Here is a 22,188-nt window from a genome sequence, read left to right as displayed (position 1 = left end):
TCCTGGCGGCGCGGGGCGTCGGAGACATGCCTGTCGCGGCCAGGGCCGCTCCTACGAGAACGACGCTCAGGCGTCGGTACGCAGCTGCGGCGCGGCACGGCCGGCGTCGCTGACTTCTCCCAATTCCCAAAGCACCGCGGTGGCGTAGCAGCCCGGCGGCAGTGCGAATTCCACCTGCAGGGTCTGCGCTTCCGGCCAGCGGTAATCCAGGCCTTGCGGACGCAACCGCAATGCGCGGCGCTCCTGCTTCAATCCTGCCGCTTCAAGGCCCTGACGCAAGACTTCGGACTGCGGATCCGACAGGGCGCCCTGCTCGACCGCTGCAGCCTGCCCGGTCGAGCGCAGTTCGCCCGCGCCCCACAAGGGGCCGCTGGGATGGATATCGAACCGCGCCAATCGTTCGGCCAGCACCTCGCTCCACGGCTCCGGACCGAACACGCTGCGCGAGCCGTCGAGCATCCATGCCTCGCCGTCCAGGCCGATATCCCAGTTGCCCTGCTCCACACGTGCGCCCAGCACGCGATTGAACAGCGACGAACGCGCGGCCGACAGCAGGATCGAGCGTTGATCGTTGCGCAGGCGTCGCTTTGGGGCCGGGGCCAACGTGCCGTCGGCGTCCTGCGCGTAGCCGAACATCGCCAGCGCGGAGGCGACATTGCCGCCGTCGCGGCCGAAGCGCTGTTCGCCGAACCAGTTGGGAATGCCACGCGCCGCAATTGCCTGCAGACGTCGTTCGATGGCCTCGCGCTCACCTTGCACCTGTCGCAATGTCAGCACGAAGCGGTTCCCGAGCAGCGCGCCGCGCTGCAGCTTGCGGTGATGCCAGGTGCTTTCGACCACCTGCATCTGCGCATCGTCGAGCGTTGCCAGATCCGGTGCGATGCGTTTTGGCAGATGCACGCTGAAGCGCTGGGTGGTCACCGCATGGCGATCCTTCAGGCCGGCGTAGCTGACGCCCATCTCGGCGATGCCTGCCCAGCGCGCCAGTTGTTTGGCGACGTAGGCGGTGTTCTGGCCGCGCTTGCGAATGGTGAGCAGCAAGTGTTCGCCTTCGCCGGATGGCTCGAACGACGGTAACTCGTCAACCTGGAAGTCTTCCGGGGTGCTGCGCATTGCCGCGCACAGCACTGCAGGCCCGTGTGCGCGTGGAAGCTGGGAGGTTTCGCTCATGGTGGTGTTCGCCTTTGCGCCGACCCATCGCGCGCGGTGTGCCGAGCTCTCGGCGCGGAATGTGAGGACGCATGCCGATGCGCGGCATGCAGGAGCGCGTCTAGATGGCGATCTTGCCCAGCAGCACCGCCGCCTGCGCCGCGATGCCTTCGCTGCGACCGGTGAAGCCGAGCTTTTCGCTGGTGGTGGCCTTGACGCTGACCGCATCCAGCTCGATCGCCAGCAGGCCGGCGATGCGCTCGCGCATGGCCAATGCATGCGGGCCGACCTTGGGCCGCTCGCAGATCACCGTGATGTCCGCGTTGCCCACGCGCCAGCCGCGCTCGCGCAGCAACTGGTCGCAATGCTGCAGGAACTGCGCGCTGTCAGCGTCCTTCCAGCGCGCGTCGGAGGGCGGGAAATGCACGCCAATATCGCCCAGCGCCAGCGCGCCCAGCATGGCATCGCACAGCGCATGCAGCACCACGTCGCCATCGCTGTGCGCCAGAACGCCCTGGCTGTGCGCCACGCGCACACCGCCGAGCATCACGTGATCGCCATCGCCGAACGCATGGACGTCGTAGCCCTGGCCGATTCGGAAATTGAAGGACATGGATCAAACCTCTTCGGGACCGGGAACCCGAAACCCGGGTCCCGGAACGGCAGATGCCAAGACAGTAGACGGTGGATCGAGGCTGTCCGGGTCCCGGCTCCAGGGCGCCGGGCCCCGCCTCGCCAGTTCGAATTCGAAGCGCGCCAGATCCGTCGGCGTAGTGACCTTGAAGTTGTCTTCGGCGCCTTCCACCAACAGCGGGCGCAGCCCCAGGCGCTCCATCGCCATGGCCTCGTCGGTCACCTCCACCCCGGCCGCCGACGCTTCGGTGAGGCCGCGGATGAGTTGGTGACGCCGAAAGAGCTGCGGCGTGAGCGCACGCCACAGGCGTTCGCGCGGTTCGGTGCCGTCGATGCCACCATCGTCGCCGGCACGCTTGAGCGTGTCGCGTACCGGTGCGGCCAGGATCGCGCCGACCGGGTCGCCGCGGCCGATTTCCAGCAGCCGATCCAGATCGGCTAGCGCCAGGTTGGGCCGTGCGGCGTCATGCACCAGCACGAAGTCGTCTGCGCGCACGCTCTCGGGCAAGGCCAGCAATCCGGCCAGTACGGAGGCCGCACGCGTCGCGCCTCCGACGCAGGTCAGCACCGGTGTGGATTCCACCGCAGTCCAGCCGGGCCAGTCGGCATCGCCGGGGGCGATCGCCACCAGGATGCCGGCCACGGCCGGGTGCGCGGCCAGCGCCGCCAGCGTATACGCCATCAACGGCTGACCGCCGGCAGGCAGATATTGTTTGGGCACCGGCCCGCCAAACCGCGTGCCGCGCCCCGCGGCCGGCACGATCGCCCAAATGGAGCCGGTCATGGGTGATCCACCGGATCGGTGGCGTCGGGCGCTTGCTGTGTGGGGACCGCTGCGTCAGTGGATGCGGTTGACGGCAGCGGCGCATCCTCGACCACGCGATAGAACGTCTCGCCCGGCTTGATCATGCCCAGCTCGCTGCGCGCGCGTTCCTCGATTGCCGCCTCGCCGTCCTTCAAGTCCTTCACCTCTGCTGCCAACGCCTGGTTGCGTTGGCGCAGACCTTCGTTGTCCTGTGTCTGATGCGCGACCTGGGCTTCCAGCATCATGACTTCACCGGAATTCCCAGGCCCGAACCAGAAGCGGTACTGCAGCCAAGCCAGCAGCACCGCCAGCACCAGCAGTAGCCAGCGCCAGTTGCGCACGGCTTATCGCTTGATCGAGACGAACGCGTCGCGGCCGGCGTAACGCGCGCCGGACCCCAGTGCCTGCTCGATGCGCAGCAGCTGGTTGTACTTGGCGACGCGGTCGCTGCGGCACAGCGAGCCGGTCTTGATCTGCGTGGCGGTGGTGGCCACGGCGATGTCGGCGATGGTGGTGTCTTCGGTTTCGCCCGAGCGGTGCGACACGATCGAGGCGTAATTGGCCGCATGCGCCATGGCGATGGCTTCCAGCGTTTCGGTCAGCGTACCAATCTGGTTGACCTTGATCAGGATCGCATTGGCGGTACCCGAGTCGATGCCCTGCTTGAAGATCTTCGGGTTGGTGACGAACAGATCGTCGCCCACCAGCTGCACCTTCTTGCCAACGCGGTCAGTCAGCAGCTTCCAGCCGGACCAGTCGTCTTCGGCCAGGCCGTCTTCGATGCTGATGATCGGATATTGCGCGACCCAGTCGGCCAGGAAGTCGACGAACTGCTCGCTGGTCAGGCGCTTGTTCTCGCCGACCAGGTTGTACTTGCCGTTGTCGTAGAACTCGCTGGAAGCCACGTCCAGGCCCAGCAGCACGTCTTCGCCCGCGGTGTAGCCGGCCTTGCCGATCGCCTCGAGAATGGTGTCCAGCGCTTCGACATTGCTGCGGAAGTCCGGCGCAAAGCCGCCTTCATCGCCCACCGCCGTGCTCAGGCCGTGGCCCTTGAGCACCGACTTGAGCGAATGGAAGATTTCGGTACCGGCGCGCAGCGCTTCGGAGAACGAGCTGCAGCCCACCGGCAGCACCATGAACTCCTGGAAGTCGACGTTGTTATCGGCATGCGCGCCACCGTTGATGATGTTCATCATCGGCACCGGCAGCTTGACGTCGGCCTCGGTGATGGTGGACAGGTACTGCCACAGCGGCTGCTTGCGCGAGGCGGCGACGGCATGCGCGGCGGCCAGCGACACACCCAGCAATGCGTTGGCACCCAGGCGGCCCTTGTTCTCGGTGCCATCCAGATCGATCAGGCGACGGTCCAGACCCTGCTGGTCGGCCGCATCGAAGTTCTTCAGCGTCTCGGCGATGGTGCCGTTGACGTTGTCCACCGCGTGGCGCACGCCCTTGCCCAGGTAGCGGGTCTTGTCGCCATCGCGCAGCTCCACCGCTTCCTTGGTGCCGGTCGAGGCACCCGAGGGCACGGCGGCGCGACCGAACGAGCCGTCGTCCAGCGTGACTTCGGCCTCCAGCGTGGGATTGCCGCGGGAATCGAGGATTTCGCGGGCGAGGATCTTGGCGATAGTGGTCATAGGTCGATCGGTTACCAGTAAGGGGGAAGTACACCGGAAACAAGCTGCCGGATTATCGCCGCACACCGGTCCATTGCCAAATGGCATTGGCCCGATGAGCGCCTGACCGGCAAGACTAGGCAGCTAGGCCTTCAGTCCCAGCAGCGACAAACAAGACAGCAGTAGCAAGAGCAGCAGCAGCGCCAGACCCATGGCTGCAGCGCCCGGCTGGCGACGCAGCGACAACGCGACCGGGCTGGCGACAAACCCTCCCAGCGCTACCAGCGCGCCTGCCCACAGCGTGACAAACATCGGAACGCGCGTGGCCTGCATCGCATGGTTGCCGTCGCCTGGCATGCCGATGCTGGCGGTTACCAAGAAGGCCATGACGGCCAGACAGGCCCATGCTGCAAGCGAAAAACCCAACGCCATCCAGCCCCAGGGCCAGTGCCGCCAGTGCCGGGGTTGGCGACACGGTGCCGCCAACGCCCACGGATCGGAACTCATGCGAAGCGCGCGAACCCGTGCTTCTTGGTGACGGCGTCCAGTTCCATCAGCGTTTCCAGCAGCTCTTCCATGCGGTCCAGCGGCCACGCATTGGGGCCATCGGACAGCGCCTTGGACGGATCCGGATGGGTTTCGGCGAACAGGCCGGAAATACCGACCGCCACCGCCGCCCGCGCCAGCACCGGCACGAATTCGCGCTGGCCACCGGAGCTGCTGCCCTGCCCGCCCGGCAACTGCACCGAATGGGTGGCGTCGAACACCACCGGGCAGCCGGTATCGCGCATGACGCTCAGCGAGCGCATGTCGCTGACCAGGTTGTTGTAGCCGAACGAGGCGCCACGCTCGCAGACCATGATCTGCTCGTTGCCGGTCGACTTGGCCTTGTCCACCACCGGCTTCATGTCCCACGGCGCCAGGAACTGGCCCTTCTTGATGTTGACCGGTTTGCCGGCGGCGCAGACGTTCTTGATGAAGTCGGTCTGGCGTACCAGAAATGCCGGGGTCTGCAGCACGTCGACGACGGCGGCGACCTCGTTCATCGGGGTGTATTCGTGTACGTCGGTGAGCACCGGCACGCCGATCTGCTTTTTCACTGCGTCCAGCACCTTCAGGCCTTCTTCCAGGCCCGGGCCACGGAAGCTGGTGCCGGAGGTGCGGTTGGCCTTGTCGAAGCTCGACTTGAAGATGAAGTTGACCCCGAGCTTGCCGGTGATCTCCTTGAGCTTGCCGGCCACGTCGAGCTGCAGCTGCATCGACTCGATCACGCAGGGGCCGGCGATCAGGAACAGCGGCTGATCCAGACCAACTTCGAAGTCACACAGTTTCATCAGGTCACCTTATTTCGATTGAAGCCCCTCTCCCATCGGGAGAGGGGTTGGGGTGAGGGTATGGTTGCGAAGTACTGCTGAAGCATGATGGTTTGCCCTGGCTGGCGCGTAGCGACGCGCTCGTCATGGCTGCCACCTTCCAGTGCATTGCGGCGCACCCTCATCCGCCCCTACGGGGCACCTTCTCCCGACGAGAGAAGGGAGGCGCCATGATCTGAGTCCCTGTCCCACCGGGAAAGGGGTTGGGGTGAGGGTGCGGTTGCAAAGTACTGCTGAAGCAAGATGGTTTGCCCTGGCTGGCGCGTAGGGACGCGCTCGTCATGGCTGCCATCTTCCAGTGCGTTGCGGCGCGCCCTCATCCGCCCCTTCAGGGCACCTTCTCCCAAGGGGAGAGGGAACTCACGCACGCGCTTCCTTGAGCAACTTGCCGCCCGCCTTTTTTTCGCGCGCGGCACGCACGAATCCGATGAACAACGGGTGCCCGTCGCGTGGCGTGGACAGGAATTCCGGGTGCGCCTGGCAGGCCAGGAACCACGGGTGCGCATCGCGCGGCAGCTCCACCACTTCCACCAGCGTGTCGTCCATCGACTTGCCGGAAATCACCAGACCGGCGTCTTCCAGCTGGGTGCGGTAGCGGTTGTTGAACTCGTAGCGGTGACGATGACGCTCGGCCACCACGTCCTTGCCATAGACCTCGCGTGCCAGCGTGCCCGGCTTGAGCCGCTGCTCCTGCAAGCCCAGCCGCATGGTGCCGCCCAGGTCGGATTTTTCGTCGCGCTTTTCGACTTCGCCGGTGGCGGTGCGCCATTCGGTGATCAGGCCGATCACCGGATGCGGCGACTGGCGATCGTTCTCGGTGCTGTTGGCCGCGTCCAGGTCGGCAACATGGCGCGCATAGTCCACCACCGCCGCCTGCATGCCGTAACAGATGCCGAAGTACGGCACCTTGTGCTCGCGCGCAAACCTGGAGGTCTGCACCTTGCCTTCGAAACCGCGATCGCCGAAACCGCCCGGCACCAGGATGCCGTCGATGTCCTGCAAGGCAGACATGTCGCTGCCCTCCAGATCCTGCGCCTCCAGCCACTTCAGGTTGACCTTGGTGCGCTGACGCAGGCCGCCGTGGCGCAACGCTTCGGCCACCGACTTGTAGGCGTCCTGGTGATCGACATACTTGCCGACCACGGCGATGTTGACCTCGTCCAGCGGATGCTTGACCGCATCCACCACCGCCGCCCACTCGGACAGATCGGCGGCAGCGACCTTGTCGTGCAGCTTGAACTGGTCGATGACCAATTCGTCCAGTCCCTGGCGCAGCAATTCCAGCGGCATGCCGTACAGCACGTCGATATCCGGGCAGCTGATCACCGCGCGCTCGGAGACATTGGTGAACAGTGCGATCTTGCGACGCTCCGAATCCGGCACCGCCTGCTCGGAGCGGCACAGCAGCACGTCCGGCTGGATGCCGATCGAGCGCAGTTCCTTGACCGAATGCTGGGTCGGCTTGGTCTTCAACTCACCGGCCGCCGCGATGTACGGCACCAGGGTGAGGTGCATGAACATGGCCTTTTCGGCGCCGCGCTCGGTGCGCACCTGACGGATCGCTTCCAGGAACGGCAGCGATTCGATATCGCCCACGGTGCCGCCGATCTCGATCAGCGCCACATCGAAGCCGGCCGTGGCCTCGTCGATGCAACGGCGGATTTCGTCGGTGATATGCGGGATCACCTGCACGGTGGCGCCCAGATAATCGCCGCGACGTTCCTTGCGGATCACGTTCTCGTAGATCCGCCCGGTGGTCACCGAGTTCTTGCGCGACAGCCGCGTGCGCACGTAGCGCTCGTAGTGGCCAAGGTCAAGGTCGGTTTCGGCACCGTCGTCGGTGACGTAGACCTCGCCGTGCTGGAACGGGCTCATCGTGCCCGGGTCCACATTGATGTACGGGTCCAGCTTCATCATCGTGACCTTCAGGCCACGCGCTTCAAGAATGGACGCAAGCGAAGCTGCGGCGATGCCCTTGCCTAGCGAGGACACTACACCGCCTGTTACGAAAATCAGGGGAGTCATGGGGCTCAAGGCCTCCCGGAAAGCCATAGTTTAACGGGTGACGGGCGAATGCCCAAGGGTTGCGTGACGGCGAGGCCATCCCGCGCGGAAAATTCGGCTACGCACCTGCAAATGCAGACGCCCCGGCCGAAGCCGGGGCGTCCATGTCACGCGGTGACCTGACAGAAGACTCAGCGCGAGGGCTTTTCTTCTTCCTCTTCCTCGCGCGGAGCGCTGTCGGCCTTGGGCTTCTGCGCGGCGGCAGCCGCGCGGCGCTCGGCCTTGCGCTCGGCGTCGGTCTTGGCCTTGGCGTCGTCGTTCTTCTGTGCGCTGGCGCCCTGCCCGGCCTGCTGCGGGGCCGCCTGCGCCATGGCGGGAAGTGCCGCCACGGCGGCCGCACCCAGGGTGAGCATCAGAATATGCTTGAACTTCATGGTGTCCTCCGGTCCGGTGACATCCTCAGGTGGGGACGTTTGGTTCCGAAACCAACGCCAGGGTAGCCACCGTCACCCCGCCCCGCACTGAACGCCTGCCACGTGCAAAAAGTTGCCTCAGCCCCCACACTTGCGCGTCGTTTCACGTGCCAACGAGATGCATGAACACCCGTTATAACGCCGCCGATATTGAAGTGCTGTCGGGCCTGGACCCGGTCAAACGCCGCCCGGGCATGTACACCGACACCGCGCGCCCGAACCACCTGGCGCAGGAAGTGATCGACAACTCGGTCGACGAGGCGCTGGCCGGCCACGCCCGGCAGGTCGAGGTCACGCTGTACAAGGACGGCAGCTGCGAGGTGTCCGACGACGGCCGCGGCATGCCGGTGGACATCCACCCGGAAGAGAAGATCCCGGGTGTCGAATTGATCCTGACCCGGCTGCACGCCGGCGGCAAGTTCAGCAACCGCAACTACACCTTCTCCGGCGGCCTGCACGGCGTGGGCGTGAGCGTGGTCAACGCGCTCTCGACCAAGGTCGAGCTGTTCATCAAGCGCGAAGGCAGCGAGCACCGCATGGAGTTCCGCGACGGCAACGCCGCCTCCAAGCTGGAAGTGGTCGGCACCGTCGGCAAGAAGAACACCGGCACGCGGCTGCGCTTCTGGGCCGACCCGAAGTACTTCGACACGCCCAAATTCAATGTGCGCGCACTGCGCCACCTGCTGCGGGCCAAGGCGGTGCTGTGCCCCGGCCTGACCGTCAAGCTGCATGACGAAGCCACCGGCGAGCAGGACAGCTGGTACTTCGAAAACGGCCTGCGCGACTATCTGAAAGGCGAGATGGCCGAGCACGAACTGCTGCCGGCCGAGCTGTTCGTGGGCAGCCTGAAGAAGGACACCGAGATCGTGGACTGGGCCGCGGCCTGGGTGCCGGAAGGCGAGCTGGTGCAGGAAAGCTACGTCAACCTGATCCCCACCGCGCAGCACGGCACCCACGTCAACGGTCTGCGTTCGGGCCTGACCGATGCGCTGCGCGAGTTCTGCGATTTCCGCAACCTGCTGCCGCGCGGCGTCAAGCTGGCGCCGGAAGATGTCTGGGACCGGGTCACCTTCGTGCTCAGCCTGAAGATGACCGACCCGCAGTTCTCCGGTCAGACCAAGGAACGCCTGTCGTCGCGCCAGGCCGCCGGCTTCATCGAAGGCGCCGCGCATGACGCTTTCAGCCTGTATCTCAACCAGAACGTGGAGATCGGCGAGAAGATCGCGCAGATCGCCATCGACCGTGCCAGCGCACGGCTGAAGACCGAAAAGCAGATCGTCCGCAAGAAGGTGACCCAGGGCCCGGCCCTGCCCGGCAAGCTGGCCGATTGCATCAGCCAGGACCTGTCGCGCACCGAGCTGTTCCTGGTCGAAGGCGACTCGGCCGGCGGCTCGGCCAAGCAGGCGCGCGACAAGGATTTCCAGGCGATCCTGCCGCTGCGCGGCAAGATCCTCAACACCTGGGAAGTGGCGTCCGGCAGCGTGCTGGCCTCCGAGGAAGTGCACAACCTGGCGATCGCGATCGGCTGCGACCCCGGCAAGGACGACATCACCGGGCTGCGCTACGGCAAGGTGGTGATCCTGGCCGACGCCGATTCCGACGGCCTGCATATCGCCACGCTGCTGACGGCGCTGTTCCTGCAGCACTTCCCTGCGCTGGTGGCCGCCGGCCACGTGTTCGTGGCGATGCCGCCGTTGTTCCGCGTGGACGTGGGCAAGCAGGTGTTCTATGCGCTGGACGAAGAAGAAAAGACCACGCTGCTGGACAAGATTGCGCGCGAAAAGATGAAGGGCCAGATCAGCGTCACCCGCTTCAAGGGCCTGGGCGAGATGAACCCACAGCAGCTGCGCGAGTCCACCATCCATCCGGATACCCGCCGGCTGGTGCAGCTCACCATCGACGATGGCGAACAGACCCGTTCGTTGATGGACATGTTGCTGGCCAAGAAGCGCGCCGGCGACCGCAAGCAGTGGCTTGAGAGCAAGGGTGATCTGGCTTCATTGGAAGTTTGAAACCGCCGAAAACTTAGAACATTTCGGAAGTTGAAGCTCTCTCCCGCCCGAAGAGGGGTTTGGGGTGAGGGTACGGGGCGAAGCCACTGTGTAATGGATGACGCGAGGCTTCGCCGGCACCCCCATCCGCGCCTGCGGCAGCTTCTCCCCCATTAAGGCGGACTATGTCACGAAGGGAAAAGGGCGCGCTTTTGGCGGCGCGCATCCTTGAGCGGACCAGGCCACCTAACTCGCAGGCCGCGTCGGTTCACACGGCATCCATGCCTGCCCGCGCATTCATCGGGCCCCAGGGGTCCAGCATCGGCACTGCTCCAACGTAAGCCCATTGACCCGCTCCGCAACGTTCCGACGCAGCGCGCCAGCGACCTGCTGCTGGACGGCAGCATCGCGCCGACCATCATGGCGATAGTGGACGTCGTCACGCGAGTGTCGGCAGAAAAGTCAGCGTGTCGACGCCGGGCAATGACCCGGCTGCATCGGGGCTGCAGTGCCGCTCAGACCGCGCCGGGCTCGGTGGCTTTGACGTTCCAGCCCAGCCACTGGTAGACGCGGTAGCGCGCGATGCCCAGGTATTCGTGCAGGGCCACATCGGCCAGGGTGAAGTTGTAGCTCTGCGGCAGCATCGACCAGGAGGCGGTCAGCCAGTCCGCACGCACCGGCACGGCGTCGATGCCGAAGTGGCGGAAGTACAGCTCGGCGCGGCGCAGATGCGTGGCCGAGGACACCAGCACGATGCGGTCGGGCCGGTGCGCGCGCAGCAGCGGCTGGCTGAACTGCGCGTTCTGCCAGGTGTTCATGCTGGAGGGCTCCATGATCAGATCCGCCCGCTCGATCCCCAGCCCGATCAACACGCGCTGGTAGACCACCGCCTCGGACAGGCCCAGGCCGCGCGCGTCGCCACCGCTGATCTCGATCTTGCAATCGCCGCCGCTGCGGCGGCACTGCTGGTACAGCCGCGCCGATTCGACAATGCGGCCGTAGGCGAACATGTTGGCCTCGGCCACCGCGTCACGCCCCTCCGGGCGCACCGTGCCGGCGCCGAGCAGCACGATGACGTTGCGCGCGCCCCACGCGTTGAAGTCGTTGACCCCGGTGCGCTGCAGGTGTTGCAGCATCCATGACGGCAACGGGCCGCAGCCCACGGCAAACACCAGCGCCAGGCTGATGCCGCCCAGCACGCGCGAAAATCGCCGCAGGCCGCGGCGATCGATCAACCAGGCAAACCCGAACAACACGCACACCAGGGCAAGCATCATCGAGGCAGGGTCTCACTCAGAACGCACAGGCACACCGCCGGTGGCAGATCGCTTGCGCAAGGGCCGCATCGTGGTCGCGGTGCGTGACCGCACCGCGACACCGTGTCAGGTCCAGCCGAACAGCTCGAACATGCGCAGGATCAGATACGCCACACCGCCGGCCGCAGGAATGGTGAGGATCCAGGCCCAGACGATGCGCTCGATCACGCCCAGCCGCAGCGAGCGCGGGTTCTTGGCAAAGCCCACGCCCATGATGGCGGTGGAGATGCTGTGCGTGGTGGACACCGGCATGCCGAAGTGCGCGGCCACGGTGAGCACCGTGGCCGAGCTGGTTTCGGCTGCAAAGCCGTGGATGGGATGCAGCTTGACCATCTTGTGGCCGAGCGTCTTGATGATCTTCCAGCCGCCGGACGCCGTGCCGGCCGCCATCACCACCGCGCAGGTCAGCACGATCCACATCGGGATACCGGCACCGGCGGCCAGACCGGTGCCCGGGTGCAGGAACGACAGCCAGCTGGGCAGGTCATCCAGTGCGCCGGCCGACTGCGCGCCGATCAGGGTCATGGCGATGATGCCCATGGTCTTCTGCGCGTCGTTGTGACCGTGCGCGTAGCCCATGTACGCAGCCGAGGCGATCTGCGCCTTGCCGAAGAACGCATTGACCCAGCGCGGCCGCGCCAGCCGCCCGATCGGGCCGCCAAGCCTGGACATGCCGGCAATGATCGCCCACAGCAGCACCATCACCACGATGCCGAGCAGAAAGCCGGCGATCGGCGAGGTGATCATCGGCACGAACACCTTCCACAACAGGCCCTTGTTCTTGGCCCAGTTGCCGATGTTCTCCGACCAGATCAGCGCGTCCCAGTTGTTGTGCGCCGCGGCCAGGCCGGCGCCGCACAGGCCACCGATCAGCGCGTGCGAGGACGACGACGGCAGGCCCTTCCACCAGGTGATCAGGTTCCAGATGATGCCGCCCAGCAGTGCGCACAGGATCACCTGCGGGGTGACCTCCACCACGCTGGTGTTGAGCAGGCCCGAGGCAATAGTCAGCGCCACTGCGGTACCGGTGAGGGCGCCGATCAGGTTCATGCCGGCCGCCAGCATCACCGCCCAGCCCGGCGACAGCACCTTGGTGGCGACCACGGTGGCGATGGAGTTGGCGGTGTCGTGGAAGCCGTTGATGAACTCGAACACCAACGCGGCCAGGATCACCACCAGAACAAGGGTAAGCACGCGGCGACCTCAGCTGTTCTTCAACACGATCTGGTACACCACCACCCCTGCCTCGCGGCAACGGTCAATGGCTTTTTCCAGGATCTCGAAGAACTCCTTGAGCAGGAACATCTGCAGCGTATCCAGGCGGCCGGAATAGATGTCGCGATACAGCTCGAGCATCAGACGGTCGGCCTCGTTCTCGAGCATGCGCAGCTTGTCGTTGAGCGCGGTCATGCGATCGATGTTCATGCGCGGCAGGTCGTCGACCATCTCCACCACCACCGCGGCAGCCTGCTCCAGCATCGCCGCGCGCGGGGCGAAGTCGATGTGTTCCAGGTGCTGGGTGGCCAGCGAATAGCGGTCGGCGAATTTCTCGACCTGCTTGGGAATCTTGTACAACGCCGAACCCAGCGCTTCGATGTCTTCGCGCTCGATCGGGGTCATGAAGCTGTCCACCAAGGCCTGGCCGATCTTGTCGGAGGCAGCGCGTTCGCGCAGGCGGGCGAGCTTGAAGGCGTCCAGTGCGGGCTGCCGGTCGGACTCGCGCATCATGGCGTGCAACGCCTTGGTGCTGTCGTAGGCGGCCTGCGCCGCTTCGTTCAGGAGCGAATAGAACTGCTTGCCGGAACCGAAGATGGTCTGCAACGAGAACATGGGTGGAGAACTTCCTGCCGTCGAGGGAGGACGGCACCAGGGTTGAATTATGACCGGTCCATGACCTGTCTGGGTATATCGATGCCGCCTGCGGCCTTCACGCCGGCATTTCCCGGCTCGAACCACCCTGTGGTTTGCTACCATGCTTGCGCGCCTTCGGGCGCACCCTATGGAAGACGACCCTATATTCCCCCGTTGCCGCCCCGCCCTTGCGCGCGCCGGCCAACCCCGTGCTTGCCCGCCCTCCCCTTCACTGACCGGGGAAGACGCCCGTGGTTGAGTTTCTGATTGTCATCGCCCTGATCCTGTTGAACGGCTTCTTCGCCATGTCGGAGATGTCGTTGATGACCTCGCGCAAGAGCCGCCTAAAGCAGATGGCCGGCTCCAGCAAGCGCGCCGCACGGGCGCTGGCCCTGGCCGAAAGCCCCGAGAACTTTCTGTCCACGGTCCAGATCGGCATCACCCTGATCGGCATCCTGACCGGTGTGTTCGGCGGTGAAGCCATCGGCGAGGCGATCAGCAGCTGGCTGCAGGGCGTGTTCCCGGCGTTGTCTGCCTCGTTCGAGCTGGTCGGCAAGCCGCGCCCCTACTCGGTGGTGATCGGCAGCACCCTGGCCGTGGCGCTGATCACCTTCCTGACGTTGATCTTTGGCGAGCTGGTGCCCAAACGGCTGGCGCTGCGCAACTCCGAGGACATCGCCGGGGTGGTCGCGGTGCCGATGACCTGGCTGGCCAGGATCGCCGCGCCCGGCGTGTGGGTACTGGCACGCTCGACCCGGCTGGTGCTGCGCATGCTGGGCATGGGCAAGGACGAATCGGCATCGGTGACCGAGGAAGAGATCCGCATGCTGGTGGCCGAAAGCCACGAGGCCGGCGTGATCGACGCGCACGAGCGCGACATGATGAATCGCGTGATGCGACTGGGCGACCGTACCGCCGACAGTCTGATGACCCCGCGCAACCGCATCGCCTGGCTGGATGCCAATGCCGAACCGGAACGTAACTTTGCGGTGATGCGCGAGCACGAATTCTCGCGTTACCCCGTGTACCGCGGCAGCGACCAGGACATTGCCGGGGTCCTGGAAGTCAAATCGCTGGTCACGCGCATGGGCGGGCACGGCGAGAACCTGTTCCAGGCGCTGCGCGAGACCCTGTTCGTGTCCGAATCCACGCACGCGATGAAGCTGCTGGAAATCTTTCGCGAAGAACAGCAGTCGATGGCCCTGGTGGTCGACGAATACGGCGAGATCCGCGGCCTGGTGACCATCAGCGACCTGATGGGTGCGGTGGTCGGCCGTCTGCAGGCGGTGGAAAACACCGACGAAGATGCGCTGGTGGTGACGCGCGCGGACGGCTCGCTGCTGATCGACGGCTCGCTGCCGGTGGAAGAGCTGCGCGAGGTGCTGGGTGCCGAACTGCCGGATGCCGACGAGGGCGACTACCACACGCTGGCCGGGCTCTGCATTTATTACTTCGGCCGGATTCCGCAGGCCGGCGAATTCTTCGACTGGGCGGGCTGGCGGATCGAGATCGTGGATCTGGACGGCGCGCGCGTGGACAAGTTGCTGCTGAGCCGCGTCGGCGACGAGGGCAGCGATGACATCGTCGGATAACGGCGCGCCGCCTTCGGAGGACGCCGGCAGCGAACAGATGCGTTACCGCAACGAGGGCATCCGCAGCTTGCTGGCAGCCTTCAGCGACGGCGACCCGGAGCACGTGTTGCGTGTGCGCGAGATCCTGGCCGATCTGCAGCAGAGCGCATTCGGCGTGTTCCTGTTCCTGGCGATCCTGCCATCCTTCATTCCCATCCCCGGCGTGGCCGGCGGCATCAGCGGCCCGCTGACGGTACTGATCGGCCTGCAGATGATGTGTTGCCTGCGCAAGCCCTGGGTGCCGGGGTTCATCGGCGACCGTGGCCCGAAGCGGCGCACCAGCCAGCGCTTCGTGGCGAAGCTGGCGCCGACCCTGCAGCGGCTGGACCGTCTGCTCAGGCCACGCCTGCATGGTGTGCTGGACCGCATGCCGGCGCAGGTGTTCACCGGGGCGCTGCTGGTGCTGGTTGGCGTCCTGCTGACGCTGCCGATCCCGTTCACCAACTATCTGTTCGGGCTGATTCTGCTGCTGTTTGCGCTGGCCCTGCTGGAGCGCGATGGCGCCCTGATGCTGGCGGGCTGGGCGGCGGCATTGATCTCGATTGCCGTGTTCGGCGTGACCTCGGATCAGTTGGTGGACCTGATTCGCGGCTGGTGGCCGGTGGCCTGGCGTTGAGACTGCGGTCACCGGCGGGTGTTGGTGTGCGCTCACTGATGTAGCTTGGCTGCGCGTGTGTCGGTGGTGGGGCGTGCGGTGTGCTGGCCTGCGGAGGTTTGGCGACGGTGTTGGCTGAGCTGGCTTGGTGGAAACTGTCTTGACGGCTCTCGGCAGCGCCGATCTGTTTCCCGGGCGCTGACGTGTTGCGAGCGACCTTACCCTCACCCCAACCCCTCTCCCGCAGGAGAGGGGCTCACACGCGTTGCGCGGGGTTGGGCGATCTGGTCAGGGCTACGCCACGCGCCTTGCGCGCAGTCCTGCGCTACACGCACCAGGAACGTGCACGGCGCTTCGCTCTTGCTTGGCAAGGGGCTGATCGTCGTCGCCACACCAGGTCAGGTCCTGCTTACTTCAGATCGACCACGCGGTTGTCCGAAAGGCTGGCAGTGTCGTCGGTCACGGCGGTCATGACGAAGTACAAGGCCTTGCCGAGCAGGCCGCTCGGGCCGTCCCAATATTCGGCCGATTCGGCGCGCACATGGATCAGGCGCAGGTTGGGATCGTCCTTGCCACCGGGGAAAAACACCTTCATTGCCGGCGACCACAATGCATCGATCTTGGCGCGGTCGTGGACGACACGCGCGGTTCCGGCGACCGACACATAGGTGTTCCTGGAGGCCGACGCGTAGGCCACGTTGACGCGCGGGTCGGCGGCGATCTCGGCCACCTTTGGGCTGTCGGCCGCGGTGGCGAACCACAGGTCGCCATCGAATTCCACTTCCTGCGTGCCCAGCGGACGGCTGACCAGCTTGCCGTCCGCCGACACGGTGGTGAACATCGCGATGTCCACGCCGCGAATCAATTCCGCCAACTGCTTGATGCTGTCGCTGCGATCCTGAAATTGCATGCCTGCCTTCCTGATGGAGATGCACGCATCTGAGCGGATCGCCGCGCAAAGCGACGTGAATCACGCAGTGGTCACGTCCAGCTCGCGGCAGGCAGCGGCCGCGAGTTCGAACGAGCGCAGACGTGCGCTGTGGTCGTAGATGTTGGCAGTGAACAACAACTCATCGGGCGCATGCCGCTCGATGAAGGCCGCCACGCCGTGCGCCACCTGCTCCGCATCGCCCAGCACCGTGCATGCAAGCGCGCGCTCTACGCCGGCGCGCTCGTGCGGCTGCCAGAAGGCGTCGATGTCATCGATCGGCGGCGGAATCTTGCCGGGCCTGCCACGTCGCAGATTCACGAAACTCTGCTGCTGGGTGGTGAACAGGCGCCGCGCCTGCGCCTCGGTGTCGGCCGCCACGACGTTCAGCGCAAGCATCGCGTGCGGCTTGGCCAGCTGTGCGGACGGGCGGAATTCGCGGCGGTAGATCGCCACCGCCTCGTCCATCGCGTCGGGCGCGAAGTGCGAGGCAAATGCGAACGACAAGCCCATTGCCGCCGCCAGCCGCGCACTGAACAGGCTGGACCCCAGCAGCCACACCGGCACGTCCAGGCCGGCACCGGGAACCGCCTGCACCAGCTGTCCCGGCACGGCGGGCGCGAAGTAACGCAACAACTCCGCCACATCCTGCGGGAACTGGTCGGCGCTATCGAAATAACGGCGCAAGGCACGCGCGGTCGGCTGGTCGGTGCCGGGCGCGCGGCCCAGCCCCAGGTCGATACGCTGCGGATACAGCGAGGCCAGCGTGCCGAATTGCTCGGCCACCTGCAGCGGGGCGTGGTTGGGCAACATGATGCCGCCGGCACCGACACGAATGGTCTTGGTGCCCCCGGCCACATGACCGATCAGCACGGCGGTGGCCGCGCTGGCGATCCCGGGCATGTTGTGGTGCTCGGCCAGCCAGTAACGCTGGTAGCCCCAGCGCTCGGCGTGTTGCGCCAGATCGAGCATGTTGGCGAAGGCGTGGGTGGTGTCGCTGCCTTCGCAGACGGGCGCCAGGTCGAGCACGGAAATGGGCGTCATCGGACGGCTCCGGAGGAATGATGTGCAGGAAATGGGGCTGCCCGGCGGGGATTGCCAGCGGTTTCACGGGCACTGAGGGGATTACAGCATTCCAGCAGTCGGACAACGGGTGGGTTGTGGGACCGAGTAGTGATAAGCATGCACTGGGGGCTGCAATGAAGCGGAGTGCTTCGTGGCCTGCCCGACTCTCGGCACAGGGGCCCTCGCCCAACCATTCTCCGGCGGGAGCGGCTATCCCTTCTCCCTCCGGGAGAAGGTGGCGCGTAGCGCCGGATGAGGGTAAGGGTGAAGCTTGGTGGACCTTGGATGCACGCTTGTCGTGCTGTCCGCTGGTGTTCGCATGCCCAGCGCCATCTTGCCTGCAGGCGAACGCCTTGACTGCGCCGCGAAGCATGGCCGACGTGGGATCTGGGCACTGCCTATGATGGCGCCGCTCCGTCTACGACTGGCTGCACATGTCTCCGATTGCCGCGCCTGCCCCTGTACCGCCCTCGCCTTCCGCGCAGATTGCAGCGAGGATCGATCGCTTGCCGGCCAGCGCCACGCTGTGGCGGCTGGTTGGCCTGCTGGCGCTGGGCGGCTTCTTCGAGCTGTACGACCTGTTCCAGACCGCCTACATCAGCCCCGGGCTGATCGCCGACGGCATCTTTGCCAGCGGTGCCGACGGCGCGTTTGGCATGTCCGATCAGGCCGCGTTCGCGGCGGCGACCTTCCTGGGCCTGTTTGTCGGTGCCGCGCTGCTGAGCCCGTTTGCCGATCGCTTCGGGCGCCGCCCGGTGTTCACCTTTGCACTGGTCTGGTACACCGCCGCGACCGTGGCGATGGGGCTGCAAAGCACCGCCACCGGCGTGATCGTGCTGCGCTTTCTGGTTGGCATCGGGCTGGGCATCGAGCTGGTCACCATCGATACCTACCTGTCAGAGCTGGTGCCGCGGCACATGCGCAGCGCGGCGTTCGCATTCGCGTTCTTCGTGCAGTTTCTGGCGGTGCCCGCCGTCGCCCTGGCCGCCTGGCTGCTGGTGCCGCACGCGCCGCTGGGCGTCAGCGGCTGGCGCTGGGTAGTGCTGCTGAGCGGCGTGTTTGCGTTGGCGATCTGGTGGGTGCGCAGCCGCCTGCCGGAATCGGCGCGCTGGCTGGTCGCGCAGGGCCGCCACGCCGAAGCGGACGCGGTGCTGGCGCAACTCGAAGCCCGCTGCATGCGCGATCTCGGCGCGCCGTTGCCGGCACCGCAGGCGGCCGCCGCGCGGCCGACCGGCCGGGCACAGGTCTCGCGGTTGTGGCGCGCGCCGTATCGCGGCCGCATCGGCATGCTGGTGGTGTTCCATATTTTTCAGGCCATCGGCTTCTTCGGCTTCGGCAACTGGCTGCCGGCGCTGATTGCCGCACAGGGCAACGGGGTGAGCAGGAGCCTGGGATATTCGTTTGCGATCTCGCTGGCCTACCCGCTGGCGCCGCTGCTGTTGCTGCGCGTTGCACAGCGCTGGGAAAACAAGTGGCAGATCACCGCATCGGCGCTGGGCGCGGTGGTGTTCGGGGTGGCGTTTTCGCTGCAGCAGCAGGCCATCGGCATGGTGTTGTGCGGCGCCATGATCGCGTTCTGCAATGCCTGGATGAGTTTTGCCTATCACGGGTACCAGGCCGAGCTGTTCCCCACCACACTGCGCGCGCGTGCGGTGGGCTTCTGCTATTCGTTCAGTCGCCTGTCCACCGCGTTCAGCAGCGTATTGATCGGCTGGTTGCTGGGCCGGGTCGGCAGCGACGGCGTGCTGGGCTTCATCGTGATCAGCATGTCGATCGTGGCGAGCGTGATCGCCGTGTTCGGCCCGCGCACGCGCAATCGTGCACTGGAAGACATCGCCGGTTAGCGGGCGCGCGGTGGCGCTGCGCGCATCATGCGCCGCGCGTGATGGCGACCGCCGCCCTGCCCTGCGCCTGCCCGTCAGGCGCGGCGCCCAAGGTCACCGTGCGGTCGGCCACCGCGGCCAGGCTGGTGCGGTGCGAGACCACGACCAATGCGGTCTGCGGCAGACGCTGCCGCAGCATGCACAGCACCTGGTGCTCGGCATCCGCATCGAGCGCGCTGGTGGCTTCATCCAGCACCGCCAGGGCGGGCTGGCGCAGCAACACCTGCGCCAATAACAACCGCTGTACCTCGCCCCCGGACAGACGGCTGGGTTGCCCGTGGATGACGGTCTCAAGCCCCTGCCCCTCGCGCTGCAGGCGTGCGCGCAAACCGACGTCGCTCAGCGCGTCCCACATGCGCGCCTCCGGCACACCCGGCAGCGCCCAGTCCAGGCAATCGCGCACGCTGCGCTGCCACGGCCGCACGCCCTGCCCGAGGTAGGCGCCATGCCGGACCAGCTGCCGGTAGGCGGCAAAATCCAGCCGACGCCCGCCCATGTGCGCATCGAACAGCTGCGGCGACGTCTGCCCGGACAGCACGTCCATCAGGCTGCTCTTGCCGATGCCGGACGGGCCCACGACCAGGGTCATTTCACCCGGCACCAGCACCAACGCGGCGATCTCCAACCGGGCCAGCGGCGGCGCCAGCGCAATGCGCTCGATCTGCAGCGCGGCGGGCAGCGAGCGGGCGGCGACGGCAGACGCCGGGGCACGCGCGGCGCCCAGATCCACATGGCGTTGCCACAGTTGCAGGGCCGGCCAGGCAGAGCGCAGTTGCTGCACGCTTTGCCGCGTGGTGACCAGATACGGCAGCAGCCGCCCCAGCAGCAGGCTGACCGTGATCAGCGCGGCACGCTCGCCGCCTTGCCATAGATTGGCCAGCACCAGAATGCCGGCGATGGCGGCCACTGCCGTGAGTTCGAGCACCAGTCGGCTGCTGGCCACCAGTGCCTGCTGTTGTGCATAGCCCTGGCCCAGGCGCGCGGAGATGCGCTCGTAATGCCCGGTTTCCACGTCCTCGCGCTGGAACGAGCGCACGTGGCGCAGACGCCGTGGAAAGTCCTCGCTCAACCAGAACAATTGCGTCATGTCGGCCACGTAGTCGCGGCTGATGCGCGCCTGCGCCGCGCTACTGGAAAGGCGCAGGCCCAGCCACGCCAGCAATGCCAGCAGCGGCGTGGCAAGCAGCAACGATGGTGCGATCAACACCGCAATGCACAGGCTCACGGCGGCCGTAATGCCGGCCACCAGCAACTGCAGCACGGCACTGAAGCCCTGCGTTGCGATCTCGATGTTATAGGTCAGCACGTTGGCGATTTCGGCGGAGCTGGTACCCGCCAGCGCGGGCAGCGGCGCATCGATCAGGGCCGTATGCACACGTCGGCGCAGGCCCAGCGCATAACGACTGGTCAACCGCGCTGCCAGCCGGGCGCCCTGCCAGCGCAGCGCGGCGAACACCAGGCTCACCAGCACAAACAGGCCGGCCTGCACCGGCAAACCACCCGGCACGGTGAGTCGATAGCCGGCCAGCTGCACGCCGTGACCGGGCTGGACCAGCGGAACCAGACACACCGCCACGATGCTGCCGACGCAGGCAGCCGCCAGCGACAGCGCCACGTACATCATCATCGATGGCACATCTGCCGGCACCAGCGTGCCGGCGAAGCGGCGCAGCACGGCCACGACGTCATGGCGAGCGATGGCCTTATGCATCAGCAGCGCGCAACGTAGTGCAGCGCCGCGTCCGCAGCACTGCGACGTGCCGGGGCGGGCCGCGCGCAGTCTGCGCACGGCCATTGCGGCGGTGGGTTCATCGCAACACCTGCAGCACCGCCTCCAGCGAGGCCTGCGGCTGGGCGCCACGACGCAGGGTCGACATGCCGATACGCTGCACCTGAGCGACAAACCGTTGCCACCCCGGCTGCCCGGCCGCGTACGGCTGGTCGCGCGCCAGGCACTCGGCGATCTGTGCGGTGGGTACCGGAACCAGACCCGGCGCGGAGGTGCTGGCCGATAGCGGGGAAAGCATCACCACCGCACACAGCTGCAACGGTGTGGGCGCCAGCGTGGCCTGACCATGACGGATGTCCACTTCGAACTTCTCCACGCCGCTGCGACGGACAATAGTGGGCGAGGCACTGATCCAGGCACGCGTGCGCGCATCGACCAGCGCAAGCGCCTCGGGCCGCAGATGCAGAAAGTTGGCCACGCCGGTGGTCAGCAGGCTGTCCGGCGCGACGAACACCCCGTCTTCGGCAACGAACTCCAGTCCATGCAGCAGGCAATGCAAGGCGAGCGTGGATTTCCCCGCGCCGCTGGCGCCCAACAACAGCACGCTGCGCCCACGCCGGCCGACGCAGGCCCCATGCAACGGCACCAGCCCCATGCCACGCGCGGCCAGCAGGAACACGGCGAACTCGATCAGTTCGTAACGCACGTGATAGGCGTGCGCCAGCATGTCCTCGGAGACCACCAGCACCGCGCGGCGCTCGGGCACCGAGAGCATCAGATAGTTGCAGGCATCCATGACCCCGCAGACCAGCCCGCCGACGGCGTGCGTGCGCACCGGCGGCGGCACGGCAACACCGCCGTGCGAGACGCGCGGCAGCAGATCCAGGCTGATGTGGAACTGCGGCGCGCCGGGCAGGTGATGCGCCGGCAACCCGGCATACGCGGCATCGACCAGCGCCAGCAGCGCGTGACTGTCGCTGCTGAAGTGGAACAGCGCACCGAGAATCTGCCGCTGCACGCTGAAACGACGCGGCCGCTGCTCGCCAAACGGATCGGCGGCCAGCACGCCCGGCGTGGCTGCGTGCGCGCCCGGCGGCATGTGTTGCGCCAATGCAGCCGACTGCGGCATGCCTGTCCATCCATTGC

General features: G+C 66.4%; 20 protein-coding genes. 4 read left to right on the top strand and 16 right to left on the bottom strand.

Going from position 1 to position 22,188, the window contains the following annotated elements:
* Positions 1-66 precede the first annotated feature (66 nt).
* The 9 genes from truD to ABQZ09_RS13055 form a co-directional block, all read right to left on the bottom strand.
* A complete protein-coding gene (truD, locus tag ABQZ09_RS13095; RefSeq protein WP_349777078.1) occupies positions 67-1,170 on the bottom strand; it encodes a tRNA pseudouridine(13) synthase TruD in 1,104 nt (367 codons plus the stop codon).
* 100 nt (positions 1,171-1,270) lie between these two features.
* The gene (gene ispF, locus ABQZ09_RS13090) at positions 1,271-1,762 is read right to left on the bottom strand and encodes a 2-C-methyl-D-erythritol 2,4-cyclodiphosphate synthase (RefSeq protein ID WP_184557211.1); all 492 of its coding nucleotides are present in this window, start codon (positions 1,760-1,762) and stop codon (positions 1,271-1,273) included.
* A gap of 3 nt (positions 1,763-1,765) precedes the next feature.
* The gene (gene ispD, locus ABQZ09_RS13085; protein ID WP_349777077.1) at positions 1,766-2,566 is read right to left on the bottom strand and encodes a 2-C-methyl-D-erythritol 4-phosphate cytidylyltransferase; all 801 of its coding nucleotides are present in this window, start codon (positions 2,564-2,566) and stop codon (positions 1,766-1,768) included.
* Positions 2,563-2,928 (bottom strand): cell division protein FtsB, encoded by a 366-nt coding sequence (gene ftsB / locus ABQZ09_RS13080; protein ID WP_349777076.1) that lies wholly within the window; start codon positions 2,926-2,928, stop codon positions 2,563-2,565. Before ftsB ends, ispD begins: the two co-directional genes overlap by 4 nt.
* 3 nt (positions 2,929-2,931) lie before the next feature.
* Positions 2,932-4,224 (bottom strand): phosphopyruvate hydratase, encoded by a 1,293-nt coding sequence (gene eno / locus ABQZ09_RS13075; protein ID WP_039412082.1) that lies wholly within the window; start codon positions 4,222-4,224, stop codon positions 2,932-2,934.
* A gap of 123 nt (positions 4,225-4,347) precedes the next feature.
* Positions 4,348-4,710: a hypothetical protein gene (locus tag ABQZ09_RS13070; protein WP_349777075.1), complete on the bottom strand. Its 363-nt coding sequence runs from the start codon at positions 4,708-4,710 to the stop codon at positions 4,348-4,350.
* Entirely contained in the window at positions 4,707-5,537 is an 831-nt protein-coding gene (kdsA, locus tag ABQZ09_RS13065) for a 3-deoxy-8-phosphooctulonate synthase (protein WP_008571228.1), read from the bottom strand. Before kdsA ends, ABQZ09_RS13070 begins: the two co-directional genes overlap by 4 nt.
* Before the next feature lie 399 nt (positions 5,538-5,936).
* Positions 5,937-7,601 (bottom strand): CTP synthase, encoded by a 1,665-nt coding sequence (pyrG, locus tag ABQZ09_RS13060; protein ID WP_349777074.1) that lies wholly within the window; start codon positions 7,599-7,601, stop codon positions 5,937-5,939.
* A 170-nt stretch (positions 7,602-7,771) separates the two neighbouring features.
* Positions 7,772-8,014 carry a hypothetical protein gene (locus ABQZ09_RS13055; RefSeq protein ID WP_349777073.1) on the bottom strand — a complete coding sequence of 81 codons (243 nt, stop codon included), beginning with the start codon at positions 8,012-8,014 and terminating at the stop codon, positions 7,772-7,774.
* Between the two features lie 161 nt (positions 8,015-8,175).
* On the opposite strand from ABQZ09_RS13055, the gene parE reads away from it, so the two are divergent.
* Positions 8,176-10,065, top strand: a complete 1,890-nt coding sequence (gene parE / locus ABQZ09_RS13050) for a DNA topoisomerase IV subunit B (RefSeq protein WP_039412096.1) — start codon at positions 8,176-8,178, stop codon at positions 10,063-10,065.
* Between the two features lie 494 nt (positions 10,066-10,559).
* On the opposite strand, the gene ABQZ09_RS13045 is transcribed toward parE, so the two are convergent.
* The 3 genes from ABQZ09_RS13045 to ABQZ09_RS13035 all read right to left on the bottom strand — a co-directional run bounded on the left by ABQZ09_RS13045 (position 10,560) and on the right by ABQZ09_RS13035 (position 13,190).
* Complete coding sequence (locus tag ABQZ09_RS13045; protein ID WP_184557194.1) at positions 10,560-11,321, bottom strand: YdcF family protein; 762 nt, start codon at positions 11,319-11,321, stop codon at positions 10,560-10,562.
* Positions 11,322-11,426: 105 nt separating this feature from the next.
* Positions 11,427-12,554, bottom strand: a complete 1,128-nt coding sequence (locus tag ABQZ09_RS13040; protein WP_184557192.1) for an inorganic phosphate transporter — start codon at positions 12,552-12,554, stop codon at positions 11,427-11,429.
* Between the two features lie 9 nt (positions 12,555-12,563).
* Complete coding sequence (locus ABQZ09_RS13035; protein ID WP_039412104.1) at positions 12,564-13,190, bottom strand: DUF47 domain-containing protein; 627 nt, start codon at positions 13,188-13,190, stop codon at positions 12,564-12,566.
* Positions 13,191-13,462: 272 nt separating this feature from the next.
* Here ABQZ09_RS13035 and ABQZ09_RS13030 point away from each other — a divergent pair, with 272 nt between their 5' ends.
* Both ABQZ09_RS13030 and ABQZ09_RS13025 read left to right on the top strand, forming a co-directional pair.
* Positions 13,463-14,803, top strand: a complete 1,341-nt coding sequence (locus tag ABQZ09_RS13030) for a hemolysin family protein (RefSeq protein WP_184374157.1) — start codon at positions 13,463-13,465, stop codon at positions 14,801-14,803.
* The gene (locus ABQZ09_RS13025) at positions 14,787-15,458 is read left to right on the top strand and encodes an exopolysaccharide biosynthesis protein (RefSeq protein ID WP_166743137.1); all 672 of its coding nucleotides are present in this window, start codon (positions 14,787-14,789) and stop codon (positions 15,456-15,458) included. Before ABQZ09_RS13030 ends, ABQZ09_RS13025 begins: the two co-directional genes overlap by 17 nt.
* Before the next feature lie 388 nt (positions 15,459-15,846).
* On the opposite strand, the gene ABQZ09_RS13020 is transcribed toward ABQZ09_RS13025, so the two are convergent.
* Both ABQZ09_RS13020 and ABQZ09_RS13015 read right to left on the bottom strand, forming a co-directional pair.
* The gene (locus ABQZ09_RS13020) at positions 15,847-16,347 is read right to left on the bottom strand and encodes a pyridoxamine 5'-phosphate oxidase family protein (RefSeq protein ID WP_039409367.1); all 501 of its coding nucleotides are present in this window, start codon (positions 16,345-16,347) and stop codon (positions 15,847-15,849) included.
* A 60-nt stretch (positions 16,348-16,407) separates the two neighbouring features.
* Entirely contained in the window at positions 16,408-17,409 is a 1,002-nt protein-coding gene (locus ABQZ09_RS13015) for an LLM class flavin-dependent oxidoreductase (protein WP_039564625.1), read from the bottom strand.
* A 449-nt stretch (positions 17,410-17,858) separates the two neighbouring features.
* On the opposite strand from ABQZ09_RS13015, the gene ABQZ09_RS13010 reads away from it, so the two are divergent.
* A complete protein-coding gene (locus ABQZ09_RS13010; protein ID WP_503019116.1) occupies positions 17,859-19,274 on the top strand; it encodes an MFS transporter in 1,416 nt (471 codons plus the stop codon).
* A 25-nt stretch (positions 19,275-19,299) separates the two neighbouring features.
* Here ABQZ09_RS13010 and ABQZ09_RS13005 read toward each other — a convergent pair whose 3' ends face one another.
* The gene (locus ABQZ09_RS13005) at positions 19,300-21,024 is read right to left on the bottom strand and encodes an ATP-binding cassette domain-containing protein (RefSeq protein ID WP_349777071.1); all 1,725 of its coding nucleotides are present in this window, start codon (positions 21,022-21,024) and stop codon (positions 19,300-19,302) included.
* Between the two features lie 97 nt (positions 21,025-21,121).
* Complete coding sequence (locus tag ABQZ09_RS13000) at positions 21,122-22,171, bottom strand: serine kinase (RefSeq protein ID WP_184557186.1); 1,050 nt, start codon at positions 22,169-22,171, stop codon at positions 21,122-21,124.
* Positions 22,172-22,188: the final 17 nt, after the last annotated feature.

The sequence above is a fragment of the Xanthomonas sp. WHRI 6106 genome (assembly GCF_040202405.1).
Taxonomy (GTDB): domain Bacteria; phylum Pseudomonadota; class Gammaproteobacteria; order Xanthomonadales; family Xanthomonadaceae; genus Xanthomonas; species Xanthomonas cannabis.
Note: the sequence above shows the minus strand (reverse complement) of the source record. Positions and strands in the feature narration are given on the sequence as shown.

Excerpts from the sequence above, each read along its gene's own strand:
- truD (WP_349777078.1), bottom strand. The coding sequence starts at position 1,170 with ATGAGCGAAACCTCCCAGCTTCCACGCGCACACGGGCCTGCAGTGCTG.
- ispF (WP_184557211.1), bottom strand. The coding sequence starts at position 1,762 with ATGTCCTTCAATTTCCGAATCGGCCAGGGCTACGACGTCCATGCGTTC.
- ispD (WP_349777077.1), bottom strand. The coding sequence starts at position 2,566 with ATGACCGGCTCCATTTGGGCGATCGTGCCGGCCGCGGGGCGCGGCACG.
- eno (WP_039412082.1), bottom strand. The coding sequence starts at position 4,224 with ATGACCACTATCGCCAAGATCCTCGCCCGCGAAATCCTCGATTCCCGC.
- ABQZ09_RS13070 (WP_349777075.1), bottom strand. The coding sequence starts at position 4,710 with ATGAGTTCCGATCCGTGGGCGTTGGCGGCACCGTGTCGCCAACCCCGG.
- kdsA (WP_008571228.1), bottom strand. The coding sequence starts at position 5,537 with ATGAAACTGTGTGACTTCGAAGTTGGTCTGGATCAGCCGCTGTTCCTG.
- pyrG (WP_349777074.1), bottom strand. The coding sequence starts at position 7,601 with ATGACTCCCCTGATTTTCGTAACAGGCGGTGTAGTGTCCTCGCTAGGC.
- ABQZ09_RS13055 (WP_349777073.1), bottom strand. The coding sequence starts at position 8,014 with ATGAAGTTCAAGCATATTCTGATGCTCACCCTGGGTGCGGCCGCCGTG.
- parE (WP_039412096.1), top strand. The coding sequence starts at position 8,176 with ATGAACACCCGTTATAACGCCGCCGATATTGAAGTGCTGTCGGGCCTG.
- ABQZ09_RS13045 (WP_184557194.1), bottom strand. The coding sequence starts at position 11,321 with ATGATGCTTGCCCTGGTGTGCGTGTTGTTCGGGTTTGCCTGGTTGATC.
- ABQZ09_RS13035 (WP_039412104.1), bottom strand. The coding sequence starts at position 13,190 with ATGTTCTCGTTGCAGACCATCTTCGGTTCCGGCAAGCAGTTCTATTCG.
- ABQZ09_RS13025 (WP_166743137.1), top strand. The coding sequence starts at position 14,787 with ATGACATCGTCGGATAACGGCGCGCCGCCTTCGGAGGACGCCGGCAGC.
- ABQZ09_RS13020 (WP_039409367.1), bottom strand. The coding sequence starts at position 16,347 with ATGCAATTTCAGGATCGCAGCGACAGCATCAAGCAGTTGGCGGAATTG.
- ABQZ09_RS13015 (WP_039564625.1), bottom strand. The coding sequence starts at position 17,409 with ATGACGCCCATTTCCGTGCTCGACCTGGCGCCCGTCTGCGAAGGCAGC.
- ABQZ09_RS13005 (WP_349777071.1), bottom strand. The coding sequence starts at position 21,024 with ATGCATAAGGCCATCGCTCGCCATGACGTCGTGGCCGTGCTGCGCCGC.
- ABQZ09_RS13000 (WP_184557186.1), bottom strand. The coding sequence starts at position 22,171 with ATGCCGCAGTCGGCTGCATTGGCGCAACACATGCCGCCGGGCGCGCAC.